Genomic DNA, 15,381 nt, shown 5'->3' with positions numbered 1-15,381 from the left:
CTGGCGCAATAATAACAAGAACAGGAGGTAGGTATGTGCGTGCAAAACCTGAGCAAAGTGTCGATGAGGTGTCTGCCATGATGGTTCCAACCCTCGATCACGAGCTTGCCCCCAACGAAGCCAACCATGTGCCGCTGTCGCCGCTGTCGTTTCTCAAGCGGGCCGCACAGGTATATCCGCAGCGAGATGCGGTGGTCTATGGTAGGCGGCGTTACAACTATCTTCAGTTGCACGAGCGCAGCCGTGCTCTGGCCAGTGCCCTGGAGCGGGTCGGTGTGCAACCGGGCGAACGGGTGGCGATACTGGCCCCGAACATCCCTGAAATGCTCGAAGCCCACTATGGCGTGCCCGGTGCCGGGGCGGTGCTGGTATGCATCAACATTCGGCTCGAGGCACGCAGCATCGCCTTCATCTTGCGGCACTGCGCGGCCAAGGTATTGATCTGCGACCGCGAGTTCGGTGCCGTGGCCAGTCAGGCGCTGGCCATGCTCGATGCGCCGCCCTTGCTGGTGGGCATCGACGATGATCAGGCCGAGCGCGCCGACCTGGCCCACGACCTGGACTACGAAGCGTTCCTGGCCCAGGGCGACCCCGCGCGACCCTTGAGTGCGCCACAGAACGAATGGCAGTCGATCGCCATCAACTACACCTCCGGCACCACGGGGGACCCCAAGGGCGTGGTGTTGCATCACCGCGGCGCCTACCTAAACGCCTGCGCTGGGGCGCTGATCTTCCAGTTGGGGCCGCGCAGCGTCTACCTGTGGACCTTGCCGATGTTCCACTGCAACGGCTGGAGCCATACCTGGGCGGTGACGTTGTCCGGTGGCACCCACGTGTGTCTGCGCAAGGTCCAGCCTGATGCGATCAACGCCGCCATCGCCGAGCATGCCGTGACTCACCTGAGCGCCGCCCCGGTGGTGATGTCGATGCTGATCCACGCCGAGCATGCCAGTGCCCCTCCGGTGCCGGTATCGGTGATCACTGGCGGTGCTGCCCCGCCCAGTGCGGTTATTGCGGCGATGGAGGCGCGTGGCTTCAACATCACCCATGCCTATGGCATGACCGAAAGCTATGGCCCCAGCACATTGTGCCTGTGGCAGCCGGGGGTCGACGAGTTGCCGCTTGAGGCCCGGGCGCAGTTCATGAGCCGCCAGGGTGTCGCCCACCCGATGCTCGAGGAGGCCACGGTGCTGGATACCGATACCGGCCGCCCGGTTCCAGCCGATGGCCTTACCCTTGGCGAGCTGGTGGTGCGCGGCAACACCGTGATGAAAGGCTACCTGCACAACCCAGAGGCCACCCGGGCCGCATTGGCCAATGGCTGGCTGCACACGGGCGACCTGGCCGTGCTGCACCCGGACGGTTACGTGGAAATCAAGGACCGGGCCAAGGACATCATCATCTCCGGTGGCGAGAACATCAGTTCGCTGGAAATCGAGGAAGTGCTCTACCAGCACTCAGAGGTGGTTGAGGCGGCGGTGGTGGCGCGCCCGGACTCGCGCTGGGGTGAGACACCCCATGCGTTCGTCACCTTGCGCGCTGATGCGCTGGCCACGGTTACGGAGGCCGACCTGATCCGCTGGTGCCGTGAACGCCTGGCGCACTTCAAGGCGCCGCGGCATGTGTCGCTCACGGAACTGCCCAAGACCGCCACCGGCAAGATCCAGAAGTTCGTCCTGCGCGAGTGGGCCCGGCAACAGGAGGCGCAGACCGCCGACGCCGAGCATTGATCGAGCTGCAACAGCTGCACACCCCATAACAACAAGTACATTGAGCGAGGTGTCCCATGTCCAGCCTGTTATACGCGCGCGTTCGCGCCAGTGCCCGGTTCCAGCAACTGGTGACGCGCAGAAACCGTTTTACCCTGAGCCTGTTCGTGCTGATCCTGGCCTTGTTCTATGGCTACATCGCATTGGTATCGTTCTGGCCCGAGCTGATCGCCAGGCGCCTGGTCGAGGGGTCGAACATGACCTTCGGCGTCGCGGCCGGCGCTTTCCTGTTCGTGTTCTTCTGTGCGCTGTCGGCGTTCTATGTGTACCGGGCCAATGGCGAATTCGATCGCCTGACGCAGACGCTGGTCGCCGGGCTGGAAGAGGAGTGGGGCGCATGAAGAAACTACTGCCTCTGGCTTTGTTGCTGCACTCCGGCCTGCTGTTGGCTTCGCCTGCGCTCGGCGCGGGCCAGCGTCAGCCGCTCAACCTGCATGCGATAGGCATGTTCATGGTGTTCGTGCTGTTCACCCTGTGCATCACCTGGTGGGCAGCGCGGCGCACCCGCTCGACGGCGGACTTCTACAGTGCCGGTGGCGGCATCCTGGGCTGGCAGAATGGCCTGGCGCTGGCCGGTGACTACATGTCCGCCTCGACGCTGTTGGGGATCACCGCGCTCATCTACACCTCCGGCATGGACGGCTACATCTACCTCATTGCCTTCTTCGCGGGCTGGCCGGTGTTGCTGCTGTTGATGACCGAGCGGCTGCGCAACCTGGGCCGCTTCACCTTCGCTGACATCACTTCGTACCGCCTCGACCAGGGCAAGGTGCGCACCATGGCCGCCATCGGTTCGCTGACCGTGGTGTGTTTCTACCTGGTGGCGCAGATGGTCGGGGCCGGGCAGTTGATCAGGCTGCTGTTCGGCCTGGACTATCACATCGCCTTGGTGATCGTCGGTGCGCTGATGATGCTGTATGTGACCTTCGGCGGCATGGTGGCGACCACCTGGGTGCAGATCATCAAGGCATTCCTGCTGCTGGTGGGCGGCTCCGTGGTGCTGTTCCTGGCGATGCGCGAATTCGACTTTAGCTATGACACCCTGGTCAGCAAGGCCATGCACACCCATGCCCTGGGCGAGCGCCTGCTGGCGCCCGGCAGCCTGCTGGCTGACCCATTGACAGCGCTGTCGCTGAGCCTGGGGCTGGTGTTCGGCACCGCCGGGCTGCCGCATATCCTGATGCGCTTCTTCACCGTCAGCGATGCCCGGGAGGCACGCAAGTCGGTGCTCTATGCCACCGGGTTCATCGGCTACTTCTTCAATGTCATTTTCCTGCTGGGCCTGGCGTCGATCGTGATCGTCAGCCAGCAGCCGCAGTTCTTCGAAGGCGGGCAGGTGGGTGGCAAGCTGGTGGGCGGGGGCAACATGGTGGTCATGCACCTGGCCCAGGCTGTAGGCGGCAACCTGCTGCTGGGCTTTTTGTCTGCCGTGACCTTCGCCACCATCCTGGCCGTGGTGTCAGGCCTGGCCCTGGCCGGGGCGTCCGCCATCGCCCATGACCTGTATGCGCGGGTGATCATGAAAGGCGCGGCCAGCGAGGCCCAGGAGCTGCGGGTGACCAAGCTGGCGACCCTGGGCCTTGGCCTGGTGGCGATAGCCCTGGGCATCGTGTTCGAAAACATCAACGTGGCCTTCATGGTCGCGCTGGCCTTTGGCATCGCCGCTTCGGCCAACTTCCCGGTGCTGTTCCTGTCGATGTTCTGGTCGGGGTTGACCACGCGCGGCGCGTTGGCCGGTGGCTACGTGGGGTTGGTCAGCGCCATGGGCTTCGTGGTGTTTTCCAAGCTCGTGTGGGTGGATGTGTTGCACTTTCCCGAGCCGCTGTTCCCTTATACCCAGCCTGCGCTGTTCTCCATGCCGCTGGCGTTTGCGGTGGCGTATGGCGTTTCCCGGCTAGACCGGACTGCGCGAGCCAAGGCAGAAAGGGCGGCGTTCGCCGACCAGTTCGTAAGGGGCCAGACCGGCCTTGGTGCCAGCGGTGCGGTCGATCATTGATTACCTGCGGCCGCTGGCGGATGCGTGCCAGCGGCCAGGTGAAACCTCGTTAATACCCCCTGAAAATCTCGCCGATGCTGGTGATCGGATGCCCCATGCGCTGCGCCGCCGCTCGGTTGACGAGAGAAGGCCTGGGGGCAAGCAGGGCACTCAGGAAAACGGCCAGCGTCAACACGGCCAGTAGAAAACCAAATCGGCGCATATGATCCTCCAGCGATTTTTATTGTTGTTGTCTTCAGGTTCGATCCGAAAGGCCAGTATCACGCGGTTAGTGCCCGGGCGCTTTGTCGTGGGCGAATGACAGGGTGATGGCTGCAATGTCCTGGTTGCCATAGCCCATTGATGCCGCGCGCTGCGCGACTTGGCATACCGCGTCGAACACTGGCGTCCAGGCCCCTTGTGCATGCAGGGATTGGGCAATGTGCGCGAAGGCATCTACATGTACATCGAGCCTCGCCTGGTCGCCTGCGAAATCCTGCGCTTCGAGCCGGCGTGCCGCTTCCTCGAGTGCGTCGGCGACGAAAAAGCGTGACGTGTCGAGCAGGAGCCTGGCTGTCTTCGAAACCGACAGGCCAAACCGTTCGCTCGCACCCACGGCCTCGAAGAACGCAACCATCGCGGCAAACGCATGGGCGTGGAGCACGCTCGCGAAGGCCAATGCTTCGCCCCAGGGAAGGAACACCGTATGGCCGGCGAGCCCTTCAAGCAGCGACCGGTGCTGCTCGAAGGCCTCACGATCGCCGGTATGAATACTGTGGCTTTCGCGATGGCCGACGTTGCGCGGGTAGGCCACGATCATCCCTTTGACGTAATGGCCGCCCGCCCGATTGACGAGGCCCTGAAGCGCCGGTCCCTCGTCCTGGGCGTTGGTGGTGTAATCGACGATCGTACGGTTGGCCAGTGCATGCATCACACCTGGCATCCCGAGCACCTCGTGGGTCGCGTGGTTGTCCAGGAGCACGAAGATCGTGGCCGGGCTTGCAACCAGCGCGGTTTCAACGCTGTCGCACAGGTGAGCGCCAGCGGCGACGAGCGACGCAGCCTTGCCGGGTGATCGATTCCAGATCGCCACGCGTTTGCCTTGCTTGAGCAACGCGTGTGCCATGAGCGTTCCCATCGCACCGAGCCCGACCACGGACACATCAAACTCGAAACTTTCATCATTTTGTTCGCGCACGTTCAAAGCCTCTTGATTGTTGTTTTATGTGATGCCCCACGGGAGAGCCTTTGCTCACCGCAGGTTCTGCGATCGGGCCCAGTCCGTTGCATCAGCCAACGTGCGCTCGAAGGCGCTGAAGATCGCTTCGATGTCGCCCTGCGTGGTAATCAACGGCGGGCAGAACGCGATCGTGTCGTAGAGGGCGCGAATGATCAGCCCATGCTTGTGGGCCTGTGTGAACACGTAGCCACCCAGTGCACCTGGCTGGGCGAACGGTTGGCCGGTGGCCTTGTTCGCAACCAGTTCGATCCCGCCCATCAGCCCGACGCCTCGGACGTTGCCGACCAGCGGGTGGTCTTCGAACGTGCGCAGGTGGCGCTGGAACATGGGGGCCAGGCGCTGGACATGGCCAACCAGGTCGCGCTCTTCGATGATGCGGATGTTTTCCAGCGCAACCGCGGTGGCGACGGGGTGGCCCGTGCAGGTCAGGCCATGGGCGAATGCCCCCAGGCGCTGGCTCTGGCTCACCAGTACATCGTTGATGGCATCGGACACCACCACGGCCGCCAGCGGCTGGTAGGAAGAGGTGAGCTGCTTGGAGAGCACCATGATGTCGGGCTGGATGTCGTACAGCTGAGCCCCGAACATCGTGCCCAGCCTGCCAAAACCGGTGACGATCTCGTCGATCACCACAAGAATGTCGTAGCGCCTGCACACTGTCTGGATCGCCGCCCAGTAGCCAGTGGGAGGAGGGATCACGCCGCCCGCTGCGATCACCGGTTCGCCGACGAAGGCGGCAATGCTTTCCGGCCCTTCGGCGAGGATGTAGCGCTCCAGTTCGTTCGCCAGGCGGGCCGAAAAGGCTTCCTGCGTTTCCCCTGGCCGGGCGAACCGGTAGAAGTTCGGGCACGTCAGATGGTGAACCGGGATGGCCGGCAGGTCGAAGTCGCGATGAATCGAGGGGATGCCGGTCAGGCTCCCGGCAGCGATGGTGGCGCCGTGATAGGCCTGCTGGCGAGAGATGAATTTCTTCTTGTGCGGTTTGCCCAGCGCGTTGTTCACGTACCAGAGCATCTTCACCACCGAGTCGTTGGCTTCGGAGCCTGAATTGGTGAAGAAAACATGGTTCAGGTCGCCCGGCGCCAGCTCGGCCAGCTTGGCGGCGAGCGCCGCCGCCGGGGCGTTGGTCTTGTGGCTGAAGCTGTGGTAGTAGGGCAGTTGCCTGAACTGCTCGACGGCGGCGTCGACCAGGCGCTTTTCACTGAAGCCCAAGGCAACGCTCCACAGGCCCGACATCGCCTCGATGTAGGCGTTGCCTTGCTCATCGAAGACCCGCACGCCGTCGCCGCCGGCGATCACGAGGGGGCCGATTTCCTGGTGCTGCGCCAGGTTGGTGTTGGGGTGTATGAATGAAGCCAAGTCATTCTGGATGGTTGAAGTGACGTTGCTCATTGGTGTGATTTCCTGCCACGGACGGGTTGTCGACTGCACGCGATGAGCCTGCATGCGGCGCTGTATCGATACAGGCCGCACCGCAGGCCCGTGCAGTTACTGGCTAAACGCTGCCGCGACCGATTCGCCGAAGGCTTTCAGGCCTTCTTCGAGCTGGTCGGTCGGGGTGTTCACCGGTGGCATCAGCTTGATGATTTCGCCGTTCGGGCCGCAGCGGTCGACCAGCACACCCGCCTGCAGCACACGCTGCTGGGCATCCTTGGCGAATGCGACGTTGCCGCGACCGAAGTCGATGCCGGCGATCATGCCGCGACAGCGCGCGGAGGCGACGCCAGGAATTTCCGCGAAACCGGCGACCGCGCGCTCCATGGCCGCGCAGTTGGTGGCCAGCAACTTCAGGAACGACTCATCGCGCCAATAGCCGAGCGCGATCTGGGCCGTCAAGAAGGCCAGTTGATTGCCGCGGAAGGTGCCGATGTGATCGCCCGGTTGCCACACATCCAGCCCGGCGCGAATCAACACGATCGCCATCGGCAGGCCGAAGCCGCCGATCGATTTGGCGCAGGTGATCAGGTCTGGCACCACCCCGGAGCGCTCGAAGCCGAAGAAGTCGCCGGTGCGCCCGCAGCCGGCCTGGATTTCGTCGCAGATGAGCAACACGCCGTGATCGCTGGTCCACTTGCGCAAGCGTTGCAGCCATTCGTTGGAAGCCGGGTAGACGCCGGCCTGGATCTGCACGGACTCGACGATCACCGCCGCCGGTAGCTCCGAGCCGCTGCCCTGGTCGTTGGCCAGGCGCTCGAGGAAGCCAATGCTGTCGAATTCGCCGTAGGGGCTGTCTTCGTACGGCACGAACACCACATCGGTGGAAAGCCCAGGGCCACGGCGAGTGCGGTTGCCGGTGACGGCCAAGGCGCCGGCGGTCATGCCGTGGTAAGCCCCATAGAACGAGACGACCTTGGTACGCCCCGTCGCCTTGCGCGCCAGCTTCAACGCCGCCTCGACGGCGTCGGCACCGGTCGGGCCGGTGAACTGCACCTTGTAGTCCCAGCCGCGTGGCTTGAACAGGTCGCGCTCGATCGCTTCGAGAAACTGGCGCTTGGTGGTGGTGTGCAGGTCGAGGGCGTGGGTCACGCCGTTGGACGACAGATACGCGATCAAGGCATCGCGCATGCGCGGGTCGTTGTGGCCATAGTTCAGGGCGCCGGCGCCAGCGAAGAAGTCCAGGTACTCGCGGCCGTCTTCACCTCGGATCTTGCTGCCTTGGGCGGTATCGAACACCAGCGGCAAGTCACGGCAGTACATCCGCACGTTGGACTCGAGCCTTTCGAATGTCTCGATGTTGTTCATGCAAACCTCTTGAAAAATGATCTGGGCTATCTGGGTCGTGGGCGGTCAGTGCTTGAACATCACGTGGCGAACCACGGTGTAGTCTTCCAACCCGTACATCGACAGGTCCTTGCCGTAGCCGGACAGCTTCACGCCACCATGGGGCATTTCGCTCACCAGCATGAAGTGGGTGTTGACCCAGGTGCAGCCGTATTGCAGGCGAGCGGCCAGGCGATGGGCGCGACCCACATCGGCGGTCCATACCGACGAGGCCAGGCCGTAGTCCGATTCATTGGCCCATGCCAGTGCCTGGGCTTCGTCTTCGAATGGCGAAACCGTCACCACCGGGCCGAAGATTTCACGGCACACTACCTCGTCCTCCTGCGTAGCGCCGGCCAGGACCGTCGGCTCGAAGAAGAAGCCGCCGCCCGCAGCGCGCTTGCCGCCGGTGACCACCTCAATGTGAGGCAGTTCCTTGGCACGGTTCACGAAGCCCTCGACACGCTCCAGGTGCTCTTGGGTGATCAGCGGGCCCATCTCGGTCGCCGGGTCATCCTGAAGCCCGCACTTGATGCTGGACACGGCTTCGCCGAGCTTGCGCACGAACTCCGGGTACACCGCCTTCTGCACATAGAGGCGGCATGCGGCGGTGCAGTCCTGGCCGGCGTTGTAGAAGCCGAAGGCGCGGATGCCTTCGACGGCGGCGTCGATGTCGGCATCGTCGAAGATCAACACCGGTGCCTTGCCACCGAGCTCCATGTGCATGCGTTTGACGCTGTCGGCGGTGCCTTCGATGATACGGCTGCCGGTGCGCACGGAGCCGGTCAGCGACACCATGCGTACCTGGGGGTGGCTGGTCAGCGGCTCACCCACCGAGGCGCCGCGACCGTGCACGATGTTGACCACACCGGCGGGGAAGATGTCGGCGAGCAACTCGCCCAGTTTCAAGGTGCTCATCGGCGTGTGTTCCGACGGCTTGAGCACGACGGTGTTGCCGCCGGCCAAGGCTGGGCCCAGTTTCCAGGCTGCCATCAGCAGGGGGTAGTTCCACGGCGCGATGGAGGCGACCACGCCCACCGGGTCGCGGCGGATCATCGAGGTGTGGCCCGGGATGTACTCGCCCGCCGCCGAGCCCTGCAGGCAGCGCACGGCACCGGCAAAGAAGCGGAACACGTCGGATACGGCAGGCAGTTCATCCTGCAACACGGCGGTGAACGGCTTGCCGCAGTTGTCTGCCTCCAGGCGGGCAAACACCGGCGCCTGGGCGTCGATGCTGTCAGCGAGCTTGAGCAGCAGTGCCGCGCGGTCCTTGGGCGGCGTTTGCGACCAGGCGTCGAAGGCCGCATCCGCGCTTTGCACCGCGGCATGGACCTGGGCACGGCTGGCTTCGGTGGTCTGTACCAGGACGCTGCCCAGGGACGGGTTGTACACGTCGAGGTTTTCGCCTTCGCCGGCCACCAGGGCACCGTTGATCAAGAGTTTGGTTTGCATGTCGATTCTCGCCATTGAACGGCAAGGCCATGGCCTTGCCTTGTGGTTGTCGTCAGGGCATTCGATTGGAAGGTGGCCGCTACGCCAGCGCGTCAGGCACTGGGTTGCGGAAGAAGCTGGTCCGGCAGGCGAGGTAAACCGCGCCCAGGGCGAGCCAGCTACAACCCATGATCAGTGCGTCTTTATCCAGGCTGGCCAGCATCCAGCCGGCCGTGACCAGGCCGATGAGTGGGAAAAGCACGCCGTGCAGCAGGCCGGCCCCGTCCTTGACGCGTGCGTCAAAGGTGAGCCGCAACGCGCAGAGGTTGACGGCGGTGAAGGCTAGAAAAGCGCCGAAATTGACCAGGGACGTCGCGGTGGCGATCGTCAGGCCAAAACCTGCGGTGCCGAAAATGCCGCAGAGCAGGATGTTGAAGACCGGGGTCTTGTAACGAGGATGCAAGGCCCCGAATAGCTTGCGTGGCAGTTGGTTGTCCCGGCCGAGGGCGTACAGCAGCCGGCCCACGCTGGCCTGGAATGACATGCCTGCGGCGAAGTGGGCGATGATGATCCCCGCCAGGACCACGACGAAGAACAGGTCGCCGCCGATCATGCGGGCTATCTCGAAGGCAGCCCCGTCCACGAACTCGAATGTGGGGGAGGGGTGCGCCAGGTACATGAAGTACGAGGAGCCGACGTAGACCGAGCCGCCGATCAACGCGACCAGCAGGATGGCGCGCGGCAGTGTGCGGCCCGGGTCGCGGGTTTCCTCGCTGAGCGTGGACAGCGCGTCAAAGCCCAGGAACGAGTACGCGGCGATGGCGGCGCCGGCCATGCTGGTGGCGAAGGGCACGTTCTGGTTGAAGAACGGCTTGGCCGACAACAGCCCGCCAGGGCCGTTGGCCGCGACAATGTAGTGCACGCACAGGCCGATGAACACGACGATGATGGCCAGTTGCGCGACCATCAACAGCACGTTGAAACGGTTGGCAACCTGGATGCCCAGCACGTTCAGCAGCGAGGTGGAGACGATGAACCCGATGATCCACACCCACTGCGGCACTTCTGGAAACGCCATGTTGAGGTAGCTGGCACCGAGCAGCCAGATCAGCATGGGGATGAAGAAGTAATCGAGCAGGGCGGCCCAGCCCACCATGAAACCGAGGTTCGCGCTCAGCATCTTGCGGGTATAGGTGTAGGCTGAACCGGCCACCGGGAACACCCTGACCAGCCGGCCATAGCTCAACGCCGTGAACACCACGCCGGTCGCCGCGATCAGGTAGGCCATCGCCGTGGTGTTGCCGCTGGCCTGGGTAATCACGCCATAGGTGCCGAAGACGATCAACGGCGCCAGGAACGCCAGGCCGAACAGCAGTACCGAAAACGGACCCAGGGTGCGCTTCAGCGAAGCGCTAGGGATTGATTCGCTCATGACTGACATCCCTCACGCTACGAAGTGGTAAGCAGTGGCGACGATTTCACGGTAGGTCTCGACGGTCATTTCCTTGGCATTGCTGGCGTCGGAGAAGTTTTTCTTCGACTTTTCAGCGATGGTCAGGAAGTCTTCCTCGCGCACGCCCTTCACCTCGGCGAAGCGGGGGATGCCCAGATCCTTGCTCATCTGGAACAGGTAACCGACAGCGGCCTCGGCGGCCTCGGCCGGCGAGAGGTTGGGGTCGATCCCGAGCGCATAGGCGACCTGGGCGTGGCGGGTGATGTCGGCATCGCGGTTGTGACCGAACACGAAGGGCAGGAAGATCGCGTTGCCCACGCCGTGCGGTGTGTCGTACATGCCACCGATGGCTTCGGAGATGCAGTGCACGCTGCCGACGTCGGCGTTCCCGAAGGCCATGCCGGCGATCAGACTAGCCACCAGCATCTGCTGGCGGGCGTGCAGGTTGCCAGGCTCCAGCACGGCGGGCTTGAGGTGTTGGCTGATCAGGCGGATGGCGTGCAGCGCCAGGCCGTCGCTGATCGGGTTCGCCATGCGACCGGTGTAGGCTTCGATGGCGTGGGTGAGGGCATCCATGCCGGTTGCGGCGGCAATCGACGAAGGCAGCGTGTCGAGAATATGGGCGTCGAGCAGTGCCAAAACGGGCCCGACCCGGTAATCCTGGACGCTCATCTTGAAATGGCGGACGGTGTCGGTGATCACCGCGAAGCAGGTCACTTCACTGCCGGTGCCGGCGGTGGTCGGGATGGCGACGATAGGTGGAATGGCATGCTTAAGGGTGAAAGAACCCTCGTAGTCTTCGATCCGGCCCTCGTGGGTCAGCAGCAGGCTGATGGCCTTGGCCGCGTCCATCGCGCTGCCGCCGCCGATGGCCAGGAGGCCCTGGATACCTTTGCCGCGGTACAGCTGTGCCGCGCGGTTGATGTCTTCGCTGCGAGGGTTCGCCTTCACGTCCGCGATTTCGTCGAACGAAATGCCCGACCTTTCCAGGCTGGCGTAAACGCTGTTCAGCAGCCCGGCGGCCTTGACCCCGGCATCCGTGACGATCAGAACGTGCTTGAGCCCCAATTCACGCAGATGCTCGCCAGTGCGCTCACGCAGGCCTGGCTCCATCACGACTTTGGTGGGGAGTAAGAACTTGAATTCCATACGTACCTCTTGCTCAGTTGTTGTCGTTGTTGAACGGGCAGTGGAGGAGCATCGCGCCAGGCCGTCGTCGCGGCTCAGGTGTGCTTGAAACTGGAATGTTGTTGTTTTGGGTTTGGGTTAAGCCTGTTGCGAGAAACCTCTGGTGGAATAAAAAGAGGGGCGGCCAAGCAATCCGCCCCTAAATGGAAACGGTGTTAGCGCATGTGCCCTGCCAGCAGGGAAAGCAGTGTGCCCGACAGGCACGTTGGGAAGTCATGCCCCATCCCAGGCAACAGCACCAGGCTCGACTGGCGAATCGCCGCGGCCGTGGCGAAGCCTCCGGTGGTCGCGACCATGAGGTCTTTGTCCCCGTGGATGACCAGCGTGCTGCAGCGAACCCGCTGCAGCTCCTGGGTGCGGTCTCCAGAGTTGATGATGGCGCCGATCTGCCGGGCGGTGCCGAGGTTGCTCACCTCGCCGCCGCCGCGCTCCCAGGCCTGCGTGGCGTAGTTGCGCAGGGCTTGCTCGTCGCATTCGAGGGGCGAGCCGATCAGTCGCATGATGTCCACGTAGTCCCGAACGCTTTCCTGCTGGTTGCGCGGCGGGCGGCGCAGTAGTTGGAAAAGGGCTTTGAGCGCGGGCTGGCCGACGCGCAGCGAGCCGGTGGTCGAGAAGATCGAAGTGAGCGTCCTGACGCGCTCGGGGTACCGGGCCGCGAGGGTCTGGGCGATCATGCCGCCCATCGACATCCCCACCACGTGCGCCGTTTCCAGGTTCAGGCCGTTCATGAGCCCGATCACGTCGTTGGCCATGTCGCCCAGGTCATAGCCGGGAGTGCGCTTGCGCAGGAACTGCTGCATGGCCGTGGGAGGTACCACGTCGGTGAAGAACGATCGGCCCGAGTCACGGTTGTCCAGCGTGATGACGCGGAACCCGCGCTCGACCAGGCCGGCGATGATCGGTTGCGGCCAGTAGGTCAATTGCAGCCCCAGGCCGACGATGAGCAGGACCGCCGGGGCGTCGTCATCGCCGTGAGTGCGATAGCAGAGCTTGCGCTCCCCCGGTAGCTCGCAGAAGCGATCGGCGCTCATCGACGGCTACCTTGTTGCTGCAGCATGACACCAGCGTGCAAAGGCGCGTTGGGCACTGTGGTGAACGAGAGGCACTTGTCGGCAACGTTGCCCCGACGCAGCAGTTTGACGTCGCGGAAGTAGTCCATCGACATCACCCAGGGCTCACGCGGCCCTTGGCGCGGCATGCTGTCCAAGGCGCGTTGCACGTAGCCGGCGCCAAAGTCCAGCAAGGGGCGGGTTTCGATACCGGCTGGCGCCTTGGGTTCGCAGACGTTGTGGCCCTGTTTGTCCATGAAGCCCAGCAGGCGACAGAAATGATCGCACAGCAGGCACACTTTCAAGGTCCAGGACGAGTTGGTGTAGCCCACGGCAAAGGCGAAATTGGGCACACCAGAGAGCATCATGCCTTTATAGGCCAGGGTTTCGCTGAGTATCACCGGTCGGCCGTCCTTGTGCAGGGTGATGCCGCCGAACAGCTGTACGTTCAGCCCCGTGGCGGTGACGATGATGTCGGCCTTCAGTGTCTTGCCCGATTTGAGCAATACTCCGGACTCGGTGAACCGCTCGATGTGATCGGTGACGATGTCGGCTTTGCCTGCGCTGATGGCTTTGAACAGATCGCCTTCGGGGACCGAACACAAGCGCTGGTCCCAGGGGTTGTAGGGCGGGTTGAAATGTACGTCGACCGGGTAGTCTTTGGGCAATTCCTTGCGGGTCAGCCACAGCAGCAGCTTTTTCGAAAGCTTGGGGAAGCGTTGGCAGAATGCCCAGAAAGCCAGGGTGATCTTGGCGTTCTTGTAGCGTGTCAGGGAATAGGCGGTTTGCGCAGGCAGGATTTTGCGCAGAAACGCTGCAACGGAGTCTTTGGCGGGCTGGTTGATGATGTAGGAAGGGGTGCGCTGCAGCATGGTGATGCTGGCGACCTTGTCCGCCATCGCTGGAATCAAGGTTACCGCCGTTGCACCGCTGCCGATGACGACGACACGCTTGCCCGTGTAGTCCAGGTTTTCCGGCCAGTGCTGGGGATGAATGATCTGTCCCTTGAACGCCTCCGTGCCCTCGAAGCGTGGGCTGAACCCTTGGTCATAGCGGTAGTAACCGCCTGCACTGAACAACCAGCGGCACTCGATGATGCGGGTTTCTGCCGTGTGACCATCCTCGACGCTCACTGCCCAGAGCCCTTTATCGCTCTGCCAGTTCGCCGAAACGACTTTCTGCCGGTACTGGATGAAGGACGCCAGTTCATATTCGTCGATGGCTTCTCGCAGGTATTCGAGAATGTCTGCGGCGTCCGCCAGGGACTTTGCCTTGGTCCAGGGCTTGAAGTCGAAACCGAAGGTGTACAGGTCCGAGTCGGAGCGAATGCCAGGGTAGCGGAACAGGTCCCAGGTGCCGCCCATTCGTTCGCGGGACTCGAGAATCGCAAATCGTTTGTGCGGCTGATGACGCCGCAGGTAGGCTGCCGCACCAATGCCAGACACACCGGCTCCCATGATCAAAATATCGAGCGGCTCAACCGGAAGAGCAGTGTGAGAGGACATGTCGCCTCCTATTGTTGTGTTATAGAGACTTGGTCAAATGACTTGATCGTTTGGCAAGAATAGGATTGGCAACGCAGGCGGATCAAGGTGCGAAATGCACCAGGTTTCTATTGGTTTGGGATGATTTGCACCATCGCGCCATGGCGCGGGGGCAGTTCTCTCAAGAAAGGGAGAGGCAAGGAGGGGGCAGGCTGGGGCAGTCGCCCGGTATGAGAAAGGCGGGAAGGTAAGCCAGGTTGATGGCTAGTCAGTACCGATCGCGCCGTACTGAAGCACGGCGCATTCGAACCTTGATCAGTAACTGGCCACCAGCAGTTTTACAGCTTGGCAGGCGGTTTCGGTCTCGGCTTCCAAGCGTTCCCGGTCGCCATGGGCGGACCAAGCCAGCAACAGGCCGTCGAACAGGTTGATGAGCAAGCGGCTGATGGTGGTCAGCCTGGCCTGGTCCAGCCCGGGGCCAGTGACCTTTTCGATGGCTTGCTTGGTCGCTTCGACGGATACGGTATAGATCTTGGTTGCCATGGCCGGGTTGTTGCGCAGGTTCCAGAAGAAGAGCTCGAACTGTGTGGTCGCCAGGTCAGGGTGGGCGGTGAACCATTTGACGAGCTGGCGCAGCATTTCCCCCACCGACTCTGCCGCCGTGGCGCCTGTGGGTACGTCCTGCAACGACTGTTGCGGCATGTTGATCAAGGACTCATAGACCGCATAGAACAACTCGTCCTTGGTATGGAAGACGTAGTGCAACGAAGCCAGTGGCGAATTCGCCTCGGCCGCGATACGGCGAGTGGTGGCGTTGGCTATTCCATGTTCCGCGATCACTTTCACGGTGGCTTCAATAAAGTCTTGTCTGCGCAATTCAGCGCCTATTCGAGCCATTGGGCATTTCTCCCTCTTCGGTATTGCCGCCAGCCATCGGGTCTGGCCTCGGCGGGGACGAATGCTAACGCATGGTTGTTTCCCAATCCATGCGTCGATGCGATTGAGCGTCAGGGGGCGGTCTGCGCGACGCCT

At 62.9% G+C, this 15,381-nt stretch carries 13 protein-coding genes; 3 read left to right on the top strand and 10 right to left on the bottom strand.

The features are described 5' to 3' along the window. The first annotated feature begins 77 nt into the window (after positions 1 to 77). From GYA95_RS10130 to GYA95_RS10120, 3 genes are read left to right on the top strand one after another with little or no spacing between them, the layout of a single operon-like run. A complete protein-coding gene (locus GYA95_RS10130; RefSeq protein ID WP_043936168.1) occupies positions 78 to 1,730 on the top strand; it encodes an acyl-CoA synthetase in 1,653 nt (550 codons plus the stop codon). Positions 1,731 to 1,786: 56 nt separating this feature from the next. After that, complete coding sequence (locus GYA95_RS10125; RefSeq protein ID WP_015270457.1) at positions 1,787 to 2,110, top strand: DUF485 domain-containing protein; 324 nt, start codon at positions 1,787 to 1,789, stop codon at positions 2,108 to 2,110. Next, a complete protein-coding gene (locus GYA95_RS10120) occupies positions 2,107 to 3,765 on the top strand; it encodes a cation acetate symporter (RefSeq protein ID WP_015270456.1) in 1,659 nt (552 codons plus the stop codon). The genes GYA95_RS10125 and GYA95_RS10120 overlap by 4 nt, the downstream gene beginning before the upstream one ends. A 49-nt stretch (positions 3,766 to 3,814) precedes the next feature. Here GYA95_RS10120 and GYA95_RS10115 read toward each other — a convergent pair whose 3' ends face one another. The 10 genes from GYA95_RS10115 to GYA95_RS10070 all read right to left on the bottom strand — a co-directional run bounded on the left by GYA95_RS10115 (position 3,815) and on the right by GYA95_RS10070 (position 15,246). Beyond that, on the bottom strand, positions 3,815 to 3,967 hold the full coding sequence (locus tag GYA95_RS10115; protein WP_043935652.1) for a hypothetical protein: 153 nt from the start codon (positions 3,965 to 3,967) through the stop codon (positions 3,815 to 3,817). Positions 3,968 to 4,033: 66 nt separating this feature from the next. Beyond that, entirely contained in the window at positions 4,034 to 4,942 is a 909-nt protein-coding gene (locus tag GYA95_RS10110; protein ID WP_015270455.1) for an NAD(P)-dependent oxidoreductase, read from the bottom strand. 54 nt (positions 4,943 to 4,996) lie between these two features. Then, positions 4,997 to 6,376, bottom strand: a complete 1,380-nt coding sequence (locus tag GYA95_RS10105; RefSeq protein ID WP_015270454.1) for an aspartate aminotransferase family protein — start codon at positions 6,374 to 6,376, stop codon at positions 4,997 to 4,999. 96 nt (positions 6,377 to 6,472) lie between these two features. Then, positions 6,473 to 7,726, bottom strand: coding sequence for an aspartate aminotransferase family protein (locus tag GYA95_RS10100; RefSeq protein ID WP_015270453.1), 1,254 nt, complete (start codon positions 7,724 to 7,726; stop codon positions 6,473 to 6,475). Positions 7,727 to 7,771: 45 nt separating this feature from the next. Continuing rightward, positions 7,772 to 9,196: a gamma-aminobutyraldehyde dehydrogenase gene (locus tag GYA95_RS10095; RefSeq protein ID WP_015270452.1), complete on the bottom strand. Its 1,425-nt coding sequence runs from the start codon at positions 9,194 to 9,196 to the stop codon at positions 7,772 to 7,774. Positions 9,197 to 9,275: 79 nt separating this feature from the next. Beyond that, positions 9,276 to 10,607, bottom strand: coding sequence for an APC family permease (locus GYA95_RS10090; protein ID WP_015270451.1), 1,332 nt, complete (start codon positions 10,605 to 10,607; stop codon positions 9,276 to 9,278). A gap of 12 nt (positions 10,608 to 10,619) precedes the next feature. Next, a complete protein-coding gene (locus tag GYA95_RS10085) occupies positions 10,620 to 11,777 on the bottom strand; it encodes an iron-containing alcohol dehydrogenase (RefSeq protein ID WP_015270450.1) in 1,158 nt (385 codons plus the stop codon). A 194-nt stretch (positions 11,778 to 11,971) separates the two neighbouring features. Beyond that, positions 11,972 to 12,847, bottom strand: coding sequence for an alpha/beta fold hydrolase (locus GYA95_RS10080; protein WP_003257190.1), 876 nt, complete (start codon positions 12,845 to 12,847; stop codon positions 11,972 to 11,974). Further along, complete coding sequence (locus GYA95_RS10075) at positions 12,844 to 14,370, bottom strand: flavin-containing monooxygenase (protein WP_043935650.1); 1,527 nt, start codon at positions 14,368 to 14,370, stop codon at positions 12,844 to 12,846. Before GYA95_RS10075 ends, GYA95_RS10080 begins: the two co-directional genes overlap by 4 nt. 294 nt (positions 14,371 to 14,664) lie before the next feature. Continuing rightward, entirely contained in the window at positions 14,665 to 15,246 is a 582-nt protein-coding gene (locus GYA95_RS10070) for a TetR/AcrR family transcriptional regulator (protein ID WP_090342460.1), read from the bottom strand. Positions 15,247 to 15,381 lie beyond the last annotated feature (135 nt).

The sequence above is a fragment of the Pseudomonas asiatica genome (genome assembly GCF_009932335.1).
Taxonomy (GTDB): Bacteria; Pseudomonadota; Gammaproteobacteria; order Pseudomonadales; family Pseudomonadaceae; genus Aquipseudomonas; species Aquipseudomonas asiatica.
Note: the sequence above shows the minus strand (reverse complement) of the source record. Positions and strands in the feature narration are given on the sequence as shown.

Bases quoted from the DNA above. Each gene is read 5' to 3' on its own strand.
- GYA95_RS10130 (WP_043936168.1), top strand. From the start codon at position 78: ATGATGGTTCCAACCCTCGATCACGAGCTTGCCCCCAACGAAGCCAAC.
- GYA95_RS10105 (WP_015270454.1), bottom strand. From the start codon at position 6,376: ATGAGCAACGTCACTTCAACCATCCAGAATGACTTGGCTTCATTCATA.
- GYA95_RS10090 (WP_015270451.1), bottom strand. From the start codon at position 10,607: ATGAGCGAATCAATCCCTAGCGCTTCGCTGAAGCGCACCCTGGGTCCG.
- GYA95_RS10085 (WP_015270450.1), bottom strand. From the start codon at position 11,777: ATGGAATTCAAGTTCTTACTCCCCACCAAAGTCGTGATGGAGCCAGGC.
- GYA95_RS10095 (WP_015270452.1), bottom strand. From the start codon at position 9,196: ATGCAAACCAAACTCTTGATCAACGGTGCCCTGGTGGCCGGCGAAGGC.
- GYA95_RS10100 (WP_015270453.1), bottom strand. From the start codon at position 7,726: ATGAACAACATCGAGACATTCGAAAGGCTCGAGTCCAACGTGCGGATG.
- GYA95_RS10120 (WP_015270456.1), top strand. From the start codon at position 2,107: ATGAAGAAACTACTGCCTCTGGCTTTGTTGCTGCACTCCGGCCTGCTG.
- GYA95_RS10115 (WP_043935652.1), bottom strand. From the start codon at position 3,967: ATGCGCCGATTTGGTTTTCTACTGGCCGTGTTGACGCTGGCCGTTTTC.
- GYA95_RS10080 (WP_003257190.1), bottom strand. From the start codon at position 12,847: ATGAGCGCCGATCGCTTCTGCGAGCTACCGGGGGAGCGCAAGCTCTGC.
- GYA95_RS10125 (WP_015270457.1), top strand. From the start codon at position 1,787: ATGTCCAGCCTGTTATACGCGCGCGTTCGCGCCAGTGCCCGGTTCCAG.
- GYA95_RS10070 (WP_090342460.1), bottom strand. From the start codon at position 15,246: ATGGCTCGAATAGGCGCTGAATTGCGCAGACAAGACTTTATTGAAGCC.
- GYA95_RS10075 (WP_043935650.1), bottom strand. From the start codon at position 14,370: ATGTCCTCTCACACTGCTCTTCCGGTTGAGCCGCTCGATATTTTGATC.